At 68.8% G+C, this 9,362-nt stretch carries 9 protein-coding genes; 3 read left to right on the top strand and 6 right to left on the bottom strand.

Annotation, left to right across the window (positions count from 1 at the left end; translation table 11 throughout):
* Positions 1-449: 449 nt before the first annotated feature.
* Complete coding sequence (locus ACL02O_RS32495) at positions 450-770, bottom strand: hypothetical protein (protein ID WP_412822011.1); 321 nt, start codon at positions 768-770, stop codon at positions 450-452.
* A gap of 103 nt (positions 771-873) precedes the next feature.
* Here ACL02O_RS32495 and ACL02O_RS32490 point away from each other — a divergent pair, with 103 nt between their 5' ends.
* Entirely contained in the window at positions 874-1,134 is a 261-nt protein-coding gene (locus ACL02O_RS32490) for a hypothetical protein (RefSeq protein ID WP_412822010.1), read from the top strand.
* Positions 1,135-1,325: 191 nt separating this feature from the next.
* Here the strand turns inward: ACL02O_RS32490 and ACL02O_RS32485 are convergent, their stop codons facing one another.
* Positions 1,326-1,940 carry a TMEM175 family protein gene (locus tag ACL02O_RS32485; RefSeq protein ID WP_412822009.1) on the bottom strand — a complete coding sequence of 205 codons (615 nt, stop codon included), beginning with the start codon at positions 1,938-1,940 and terminating at the stop codon, positions 1,326-1,328.
* A gap of 866 nt (positions 1,941-2,806) precedes the next feature.
* Positions 2,807-3,508 (bottom strand): alpha/beta fold hydrolase, encoded by a 702-nt coding sequence (locus ACL02O_RS32480; protein WP_412822008.1) that lies wholly within the window; start codon positions 3,506-3,508, stop codon positions 2,807-2,809.
* Positions 3,509-3,557: 49 nt separating this feature from the next.
* On the opposite strand from ACL02O_RS32480, the gene ACL02O_RS32475 reads away from it, so the two are divergent.
* Positions 3,558-4,253, top strand: coding sequence for a helix-turn-helix transcriptional regulator (locus ACL02O_RS32475; RefSeq protein WP_412822007.1), 696 nt, complete (start codon positions 3,558-3,560; stop codon positions 4,251-4,253).
* Between the two features lie 361 nt (positions 4,254-4,614).
* On the top strand, positions 4,615-6,840 hold the full coding sequence (recD2, locus tag ACL02O_RS32470) for an SF1B family DNA helicase RecD2 (RefSeq protein WP_412822006.1): 2,226 nt from the start codon (positions 4,615-4,617) through the stop codon (positions 6,838-6,840).
* Positions 6,841-7,134: 294 nt separating this feature from the next.
* On the opposite strand, the gene ACL02O_RS32465 is transcribed toward recD2, so the two are convergent.
* From ACL02O_RS32465 to ACL02O_RS32455, 3 genes are all read right to left on the bottom strand, one after another.
* Positions 7,135-7,287, bottom strand: a complete 153-nt coding sequence (locus tag ACL02O_RS32465; RefSeq protein ID WP_412822005.1) for a hypothetical protein — start codon at positions 7,285-7,287, stop codon at positions 7,135-7,137.
* Positions 7,272-7,994 (bottom strand): ATP-dependent DNA ligase, encoded by a 723-nt coding sequence (locus tag ACL02O_RS32460; protein WP_412822004.1) that lies wholly within the window; start codon positions 7,992-7,994, stop codon positions 7,272-7,274. The genes ACL02O_RS32465 and ACL02O_RS32460 overlap by 16 nt, the downstream gene beginning before the upstream one ends.
* Positions 7,995-8,231: 237 nt before the next feature.
* Entirely contained in the window at positions 8,232-9,107 is an 876-nt protein-coding gene (locus ACL02O_RS32455) for an SMI1/KNR4 family protein (protein ID WP_412822003.1), read from the bottom strand.
* Positions 9,108-9,362: the final 255 nt, after the last annotated feature.

Genomic DNA, 9,362 nt, shown 5'->3' with positions numbered 1-9,362 from the left:
CTAGACGGTCGATCGGGTGATCTTCTCGCATGAAGGCCTCCAGTAAACCGGGCTACCGCCAGCCGGACACCTACGACCTCCGAACCAGCATCGGCGGGATTGCAGAGCCCTTTCGTGCCCGCATGATCAGGCGCACTGTTCTCGGCAGTTCAGGATGCTCGCTCGGCTGAGTGGCCAGCTACCAACCGTGGCCGCTCCTGAGCATTCGGCACGCGCGGTCGCCAGCAGATCCGGATGTCTGGCGTTGGAGGGCGTTCACCCTAGGAGCCTGTGGCGTACCCCTCGGCTGCGCGGTAGCCCAACCTGTTGTAAAGGGCGCCGGGCGGTCGAGTGCTGCGAGTTCGTCATCGTCCATCCGCGGCAGCTACGGCGGCATCTGGAAGATCGTCCTTTCTGGCGAGGTTGACGTCGCCGGCTGCCTTCCGCCTCTGACGTCCGCCTCGCTCGGGTCAGAGGCGGACCGTGACGGTTTCCCGGTCCTTGGCGTCGCGGTGGGCCAGGCCGTGGCGGGGGCGGTCGACGGCGTCCGGCTGGACGGTGAGTGGGGTGCCGTCGCCGGGGAAGTTGCGCCACCAGCCCTTGGTGTCGGGGAAGCGTACGCCGATCCTGGCGACGTCGCCCGCCCGGCGGTTGCCGACCGGGATGCTGAACGTCGTGCCGGAGCGCTGCCCGGTGTAGGTGACGACGGTGAGTCGGCGGCTGATCGCCTTTCTCGGACCGGGGCGACGGCCGCGGGCCGGGTACGCAGGCGTTGCATCGGTCGACGGCACGACGGGTACGTGGTCGCATGCGCGTAACGCTGGGGTCGCCGGGGACCGGCGGCTCCGAGCTGGGAGTGCGCGCGGGTGCTGTTGCCTCGGTAGGTTGTCGGTCATGGCGGGCGTTCGGCTGGAGCCGATGACCGAGGATCAGTACAAGCCGTGGCGGGCCGAGGCCGAGGCGCACTACGCGCAGAGCGTCGCCGCGTCGGGCCGGTCGGCGCAGGACGCGGCCCGCAACGCCGCCGACACCTACGCGCAGCTGCTTCCCGACGAGTTCGCCACCCCTGACCACCATTTCTGGTACGCCTACGACGGCGACTCGTCAGCCGACGCGACGCTGACGGACTCGATCACCGTGCGCACGCCGCCCTGACGTCGTAGACCCGAAAGCCGCGGCGCGACCGCAGCCGGCCAACGGTGGGCGGCGCCGCGCCGGGGCTGACAGCCGCTCCGGCCCGAGTGCCCGGGGGCTGTTACCTACAACCCTTCACGGAACCGATGGCCTGGCGCAGCTGCGTCACAGCGCGAGGACACGACGAGCGGCGAAGGCGGGCCCCGCGTTCCTCATCCCAGGGTCCCGTGCTCGCAGATCACTCGGTCGATGCGGCGGTCGGGGACGACCCACAAGATCGCCACGCTGACGAAGCACGCCAGGGCAATCCCCACTCCGAGATGCCCGCTTGGGTCGATCACCAGGGCGCTGAGGATCCCGACGACGTAGAACGCCGGGGAGACCTTGCCCTTGATGTCACTGCCGATGGCCCGCCGCAGCGGGGACTCCGGTCCCTGCTGCCGAATGATCACCGTCTGGAGCACGAAGTATGCGATGGCGGCGCCGAGCAGGTTCAGACCGTAGATGACGACTGGGGTTTGCTCAAATCCCGAGTCGTCCACCCAGGCCGTCGAGAACGGGAACAGCGAGAGGCAGAACAGCAACGCCAGATTCGCCCACAGCACTCCGCCCCTGATCTGCCGTACCAAATGGAACATGTGGTGGTGGTTGTTCCAATAGATGCCGACGTAGACGAAGCTGAGGAGATATGTCAGCAGCCCAACGCCGGTCGTGTGTATGAGGTCGGAGAGCTCGTGGCCCTCGGGCACCTTCAGCTCCAGCACCATGATCGTGATAATGATGGCAAGCACGCCGTCACTGAAAGCCTCCAGCCGGCTGGTCCTCACCGCGCCACCGCCCTTCTCCCTCCGGCACGCCGCCGGGAACCGCGACCTGCTGCGGGACAAGCACATCAGAGGCTGCGCCGAGACGCATTCACGGCGCGCCCTACCGAGATTCTTGTCGTTTCCGGCCGCTGGCGGCTGCGGTGGGCCGATGAGGTGCAGCCGTGACCGGCGTCGAGACGTCTCAGGGACGTGGAGACAACGAGGACGCGGCGCCTGCTGCCCTGGGTCACCGCCATGGCTCTGCTCGGCGGCTGCGGGTCGGCTGGAGGAAGTCCAGCCGGCGACGGCCTTGACAGGCTGTGCCAACAGCCGCGCGCCGCCGTCTGGAGGAGCCGGACCTACTCGCCGGCGAACGGACGCAAGTCTTCACGTCGCTTCGCCCGTACCGATGAGCACGGGAGCCGGGCCAGATCGGCCCGGCTGCGCTGTCGGGTTCCGCATACATCGCCCGGGCAGCTACCCGTGAACGCCGTCCCGTTCAACGACCTGCCAAACGCCCTCGACTCGGATACTTGTTTCATTGATGACCTGCGGCCGCAGCCCGGCCAGGCCTCGGTCGAGGCGCCCGGGCCATGACCATTCAAGATCTGTGTAACGGCCGTGAAGGCACCGGGCGTGTCGGGCCCCTCTGCGTGGGCATGAACGCGGACGGCACAACGGCCATGACCCTTCAGAGGATCGCACCGCCCGCTGTCCCCACATCGCTCGGATGGCCTCCGCCTCAGGCGAAGACTACTTGACGGACTCAAAGCACCAACCGCGCTCGACGTCGGCGGGCGGCCACCCCGATTTTCACGCACGGCACGCGTCACGACAGGGTCATCGGGGACTACTTGGGGTCTCTTCTTAGCGAGGCCTCCTGCCCGTCAGTCGATCGGTGTCGGCCGTGCATCGAGGAATCGCGTGATTGCAGCAGAGACGGCTTGGTGGTCTTCGAGCATCGGTAGGTGCCCCGTATTCAGGTCGCTCTGCCAGGCGGCGCCGAATCGCTGGGCGCATCGTTGTTGCAGCGTCATCGGCAGCTCATGGTCGTCGGTGGTGCGCAGGTAACCGCGCCACCCGCTCCACGACCGGTGAGCGGTCCGGTCTCGGTAGAGGGCGGGTGACTCGGGGGTGAAATCGACGATGATGCGGTCGGTGACCTCCTCGTCGAGGCCACGCGTGAGACTACGTCTGATCGCCGAGTCCGGCGGCCGGGTCCCGGCGAATCGCATCGCGGCACTGAGCATCCACCGGCTCGGCACCGGCATCACCGAGATGAACGATCCTCCCGGCTGCGGGATCACGGCACTGATCGCCAGGAACGCGGTAATGCGTTCGGGCACGAGCCGGGCGACTTCGGTGCCGATCACACCACCGGCCGAGTGCGCGACGATCGCGTACCCACCCGGCGGTGCGGAGTCGATGACCGCCTGGGCGTAGTCGCGCAACCGGGCCCGGCCGCCCTGCGGTCGGGAAGCGACACAGGTCTGCCGCCCTTCGCCGAGGTCGCGGCGGACGTCGTCCCAGATCCAGGCGGGAAGCCCGGCGCCACTGAGGAACATGATCGGATCGGGTGAAGTGCTCATCACACCATCGTCATCCCCAGCGATGTCACTGCTGTGTCACTATTTATTGGTGAACCGCACCGACCGTCTCTACGCCTTGCGTGAGGAACTGCGACGCGCGGGGCGCGCCGGGCGCACCGCGGAGCGGCTCGCCAAGATCTTCGAAGTCAGCGTCCGCACGATCAAACGAGACATCTCGACCCTGCAACACGGGGGCTTCCCGGTCTGGGCTCGACCCGGACCCGGTGGCGGCTACGTCGTTGACGCCGCCGCGACCCTCCCGCCGGTGAACTTCACCGACGCCGAGGCCTCCGGCCTCGCCGCCGCCGTGGCCGCCCACCGCGGACAACCCTTCGACAGCCACGCCCGCGCCGCCCTCGTCAAGGTCCTCGACGTGATGGACACCCGCGCACGAGAAAAGGCCACCGCGTTAAACGGTCGCGTCTGGATCGACCACACCGACACACCCGGCGATGCCCGGACTCGGCACGCGATCGAGCAAGCGCTCCACGCACAACGCGTCCTCGTCGTGGACTACCGCGACCGGCATGGCACGCCCACCACCCGGCAACTCGATCCCGTGCTCCTAGCCCGCACCCAAGGACACTGGTACCTCGTCGGGCGGTGCCACACTCGTCAAGCGATCCGCTGGCTCCGCCTCGACCGCGTCAGCGCCGCACACCTGACAACCCAGCCCGCCGCTCGTATCCCCATCGAAGCCGTTGGCACACCGCCCACCACCGCCGAAGCCATCGCCGAACTGTGACACCACCCGCCATCGCCGACCAGTCCCCTACCACGGCCGACCGACACCAGACCCTCGGCAAGCCTGGACCGTCCGACGCCGCAGCAGTCCATCAGGATGTGCCTCAACTTAAGTGGCAGAAACCGCAAGATGCCTCAGATACGGTGGCAGTACCTCAGCTCAACTGGCAGATGCCATCCACCTCGCTCGTTCCGTCGAGTGGGCGCACTCACATTGGCATGATCGAGTGGACTCATCTCGGCACGACCGGACGGCCTCGGCGTTGCGGTCCTTTACCCACGGTGACGCCCGGTCGGCCGCAGATGAGCGCATCTCCGCTTGATACGTGCCGGGTGGCGTGGCTGATGAGCGGGGCGGCACGATGTCTACCGTGACCGCTGCCGCCCGTGCGCCGCTCGCCACCCTCGAGGCGGTGCTGGAGCGCCTGACCTACGTCAACGAGGAGACCGGCTACACCGTGGCCCGTGTCGCCACCGACCACGGCAGTGACCTGTTGACGGTGGTCGGCGCGCTGCTGGGCGCCCAGCCGGGCGAGACGCTGCGGCTGCACGGACGCTGGTCGTCACATCCGCGCTACGGCCGGCAGTTTGAGGCCGACTCCTACACGACGGTGCTGCCGGCCACGATCCAAGGCATTCAGCGTTATCTCGGCTCCGGGCTGGTGAAGGGGATCGGGCCGGTGTTCGCCGAGCGGATCGTGGCGCACTTCGGTCTGGACACGCTGCGGGTGATCGAGGAGGAGCCCAGCCGGCTGATCGAGGTGCCGGGGCTGGGCCCGAAGCGGACGGCGAAGATCACTGCGGCGTGGGAGGAGCAGAAGGCCATCAAGGAGGTGATGGTTTTCCTGCAAGGCGTCGGGGTGTCCACCTCACTGGCGGTGCGGATCTACAAGCAGTACGGCGACGCGTCCACCGACGTGGTGACGAAGGAGCCGTACCGGCTGGCCGCGGACGTGTGGGGTATCGGGTTCAAGACCGCCGACACCATCGCCCGATCGGTGGGGATCCCGCACGACAGCCCGCAGCGGGTCATGGCCGGCCTGCAATACACGCTCTCGGAGGCCACCGACAACGGCCACTGCTACCTGCCCGAGCAGGCACTGGTCACGGACGCCACGAAAATTCTCGACGTGCCCGCCGACCTCGTCGCCCGCTGTCTCGATGACCTGGCCACCGGCGAGGGTGTCGTCCGCGAGACGTTGCCCGGCGGCGATGGGGAGCCGGTGCAGGCGGTATACCTGGTGCCGTTCCACCGCGCCGAGCAGTCCCTCGCCACCTCGCTGACGCGCCTGCTCAACGAGCGGGCCGACCGGATGCCCCACTTCACGACCGTCAACTGGGACAAGGCCCTCGCGTGGCTGAAGGTGCGCACCGGCGCGGACCTGGCCCCCGAGCAGGAGCAGGCCGTCCGCCTCGCGCTGACCTCGAAGGTGGCAGTGCTGACCGGCGGGCCGGGCTGCGGCAAGAGCTTCACCGTCCGCTCCATCGTCGAACTCGCCGCCGCGAAGAACGCCAAGGTCACCCTTGTCGCGCCGACCGGCCGCGCCGCCAAACGCCTGTCCGAGCTCACCGGGCACCCCGCCGCCACCGTGCACCGGCTACTGCAGCTACGCCCCGGCGGGGACGCATCCTACGACCGGGACAACCCCCTCGACGTCGACCTGCTCGTCGTCGACGAAGCATCCATGCTCGATCTGATCCTGGCCAACAAACTCGTCAAGGCCGTCCCACCCGGCGCGCACCTGCTCCTGGTCGGCGACGTCGACCAACTCCCCTCCGTCGGCGCCGGCGAGGTCCTGCGGGACCTGCTCGCCGCCCCCACCGTTCCCCGGGTGCGGCTGACTCAGATCTTCCGCCAAGCGGCCCAGTCCGGTGTCGTCACCAACGCGCACCGCATCAACGCCGGCCGCCCACCCCTCCTGCACGGCCTGCCGGACTTCTTCCTGTTCGCCTGCGACGACACCGACGCCACCGCCGCGCTCACCGTCGACGTCGCCTGCACTCGCATCCCCGCCAAATTCCGCCTCGACCCGCGACGGGACGTGCAGGTCCTCACCCCCATGCACCGCGGTCCCGCCGGCGCCGGCGCGTTGAACACCCTGCTGCAGCAGCGGCTCACCCCGCACCGGGACGGGCAGCCGGAGCGGCGCGCGGGTGGGCGGGTGTTCCGGGTCGGCGACAAGGTCACCCAGATCCGCAACAACTACGACAAGGGCCAAGCAGGAGTTTTCAACGGCACCCTCGGCATCGTCACCGCCCTCAACAGCGAGGAGCAGACCCTCACGGTCCGCACCGACGAGGACGAGATTATCGACTACGACTTCAACGAAGTCGACGAACTCGCCCACGCCTACGCCATGACCATCCACCGCTCCCAGGGCTCCGAATACCCCGCCGTGGTGATCCCACTGACCACCGGCGCGTGGATGATGCTGCAACGCAACCTGCTCTACACCGCGGTCACCCGCGCCAAACAACTCGTCGTGCTCGTCGGCTCCCGCCGGGCCCTTGCCGCCGCCGTCCGCACCGTCGGCGCCGGCCGCCGCCACACGGCCGTTGACCACCGCCTCGCCGCCGCGGGACGGTGATCTGCCCGACGCGGGCCGCACTCACCGGAGACGTGGACCGTCGCGCAGCTGGCCGTCGTCGGCTACGGGCACGGCGCCGCGCGGGTGGCCTTCGGGGACGCCCAGGCGCAGGACCTGACCGCCCACGGCCGCACCGGCCGGGAGGCCGACTTCACACCCAGGGACCGCCAGCGAAACCGTCCAGCTGATCGCCCGTGTGCCGTGGTTGGAAGGCTGGTTGCCTCACCGGCGGCCGAGAATTTGCCTGCATGGATGAGGTCGCGTTGCTCAGCGGCTCGGCCGTCGCCCGTGCCGTCAGCCTCGCGGCGTGCCGAACGGGTCTTCGCCCTCGCCGAGGAGCAGCGGCACTTCGTAGACCGACACGTCCGGCCGGGTCCTCGCGTACCGAACGCGGTGCCGCCACCGCTGGTGCTCGAACGCCACGTCGGCGTCTATCTCCGCGACCACGGTCGGCTCCACCTGTACGTATCCCAACGGCTCGGGCCGCTCCAGTTGGCCGGACCACGACGCGGGAAGAGGCTGCGGCCACGGTGCGCGGCGCCACGGCGTGGCAGCCGCGGCGGCGTGAGCACCGCCGCCAACTCGGCGGCCTGTTCCAGGGCCAGCGGATGGGTGCGACCGGTGTAGCGCAGCCGTTCCTGCCGGTCGAACCGGCCCAGCAGCACCGTCTTGGGGTTGCTGATGCTGCCGGTAACCCCGCCGACGATGGCCTCGGTGACGATCCGGGTTCGGAACTTCGACCAGCCGCGCCGGCCGGGCTCGTACCGGCCGGCGGACCGCTTGCTGACCACGCCTTCGATGCCCGCAGCGACGGTCCAGTTCATCAGCCAGTCGGACACCTGTCGCATGTCGGCCGTCTGCGGGGTCAGCGTGAGCGGCGCCGGCGCGTCGGCGAGCAGTTGTTCCAGCCGGGCGCGGCGCTGTGCCAGCGGCAGGTCCAGGAGCACCTGCCCACTGACGTCGGCGAGGAGGTCGAACAGCACGTAGTGGGCGGGGCAATCGCGTGCCAGCCGGGGTAGGGCGCGGCCGGCGGTGACGCGTCGCTGCAGCTGCGCGAAGTTGGTGCGGCCCCGGTCCCACACGATCAGCTCACCGTTTATCTGCAGTTGGATGTAATCGCAGCACTTGGCGTGGCGCCACGCCGTCGTAGACATGTCGGACATGGGACGCCGGGCCGGGCGTTGCACGGGCTGATGCCATTACCTGGGGCTTCGGCCACGAGCCTGGATCCAATGGCGCGACCAACGACCAGGCTGGTGTTACGGACAGTCACGCACACCACCGGGCCGCGCGCCTTATCTGCGGCAGATGTGCGCGTCGCACCGGACCTGCTATCACGCGGGGGCCCGCCGCGTCACCGTCCCCGCTCTGAAGGTCATGGCCGCGGCCGATCAGCGGCCGTAGGAGTGCGGACCGCCCAGCCAGCGGCTCAGATACTCCGACTGGATATCGCCGGTCAGCAGGTCTGCCAGTGCGGTGGCGAATCCGGCTCCGTACTGCTCCCAGAGCGGTCCTTCCTCTTTGAGCATGACGGGCCAGTTGTCGGGGGCCGTGCCAGGTTTGACGTGCCAGAAGAGGAAGTCGCCGTTCCCGGTGTGTCCCCAGGAGATCAGGTCGTCGCCGGGCTCGAACCATGAGGGAATGTCTTCCCGGTCCGGATTCCAATGCGACGCGTCACCCAGATGCCAGTCCCGCCGCCAGTTGCCCCGCCCGAAGAACTCCGCGCCGACGCACTCGTGCGCGTAGGAGTTCTGCCCGACCAGGTCCGCCCATTCCTCGGCTGCGTCGGGGGCGCACACGTGGACATGGTCATCGACCGAGCCCGGGCCGTAGGCGTCGATGAATGCCTTGTAGTCGCCAGGCAGTGTGACGCCGAGCTCGGTCTCCACCGCCGACCAGTCCTTGCCGTTCCCGGCGGAATCGGCCAGGGGCCGCAGATCCAGGATTTCAGCCAGATGCGCGGCAGCCTCGGCCGGCGTCCGCCGCGTTTCGGCGAGGTCCGCGACGGAGCGCTCACCGGACACGATGTCGTCCGGCCGGAGCAGGTCACCGCCGGTGCCGCTCACGATGGCGTACGACTCGGTGAGATCGACGACGACCAGTTCCACGTCGCGCTGCCGCCGGCCATGCTCCTCGCAGGCCAGGCGGAAGCGTTCACCCGGCCGTGCCCAGTGCCGCGGGTGATAACCCGGCTCGCCCTCCAGCCGCCACCCGTCCGGGACGGCCTCGATGGAATCAACGGAGAACTCGAAACGCTCAATACGCACAGTCCGTATCGTGCATGACCTTCGGAACCCGGGCCGTACCGCCCTACCGCCCGATGGGATGCCCTCACGAACCCGTTCCGGCGGTTCCTCAGACGAACGAAGCTGGTGCAACGCCAGTGGTGTAGAACCGGTGTCCGTGTCCTCCTGGCCTCGGTCTTGCCGCCGGCGATGAGGATGTGGCCGTCGCTGTGGACTTTGCGATCGAACCCGACGGCCTGGCTGGGCGTTCGCGCAGCATGATCCGAGTGGGGCCAT

This window comes from Micromonospora mangrovicola, assembly GCF_047200535.1.
Classification (GTDB): Bacteria; Actinomycetota; Actinomycetes; order Mycobacteriales; family Micromonosporaceae; genus Micromonospora.
This window is presented reverse-complemented; position numbering and strand designations above follow the sequence as displayed.